Raw genomic sequence first — 867 nt, 5'->3', positions numbered from 1 at the left:
TGGCGACAATCCAAGGTTCGTCAATCTTGCTTGCATCAACATCGTTATCGCAGCCAACGCGGGCGGGGCATTCAGCCCATTTGGTGACATTACAACCTTGATGGTTTGGCAAGCTGGGCACGTGCGGTTCTCTGAATTCATGCCATTGTTTGTCCCTTCTCTAATCAACTATGTCGTGCCAGCGTTTTTAATGTCCCTTTTTGTACCGAACACCAAACCCAATACCATCCACGAGCGTGTCGAATTAAAACGTGGCGCAAGGCGCATTGTGCTGCTGTTTGTCCTCACGATCGCTACGGCTGTCTCCTTCCATGCTGTTCTTCACTTCCCACCCGTGGTTGGCATGATGATGGGCTTGGCGTACCTACAATTCTTCGGGTACTTCTTAAGAAAAACCCTCAAACATTCGCTCGCGAAAAAAGCGGCCATGGCGATTGCGAATGGGGACGATCATGCGCTGAAACGTTTAGGCTCTGTCGTACCGTTTGACGTATTCCATCGTGTTTCTCGCGCCGAATGGGATACCTTGCTGTTCTTCTATGGCGTCGTGATGTGTGTAGGTGGCTTGAGCTTGCTCGGTTATCTCGAATTGGTTTCAAACGTCATGTACACCCAATGGAATCCGTTTTGGGCGAACGTGATGGTCGGTGTGCTTTCTGCCATTGTCGATAACATTCCGGTCATGTTTGCGGTACTAACGATGGACCCAAGTATGTCCACTGGTAACTGGTTGCTTGTTACGCTCACTGCGGGCGTAGGGGGGAGTTTGTTGTCGATAGGTTCTGCCGCGGGTGTGGCTTTGATGGGCGCAGCGCGTGGCCAATACACTTTTTTTGGCCACTTAAAATGGACGCCCGTGATCGCTCT

General features: G+C 51.0%; 1 protein-coding gene. It reads left to right on the top strand.

Annotated features, from left to right (window positions below):
- The coding region (nhaD, locus tag R7P74_RS25545; RefSeq protein ID WP_318123437.1) for a sodium:proton antiporter NhaD at nt 1-867 on the top strand (867 nt) is incomplete at both ends.

The sequence above is a fragment of the Vibrio sp. 2033 genome (assembly GCF_033339735.1).
Note: the sequence above shows the minus strand (reverse complement) of the source record. Positions and strands in the feature narration are given on the sequence as shown.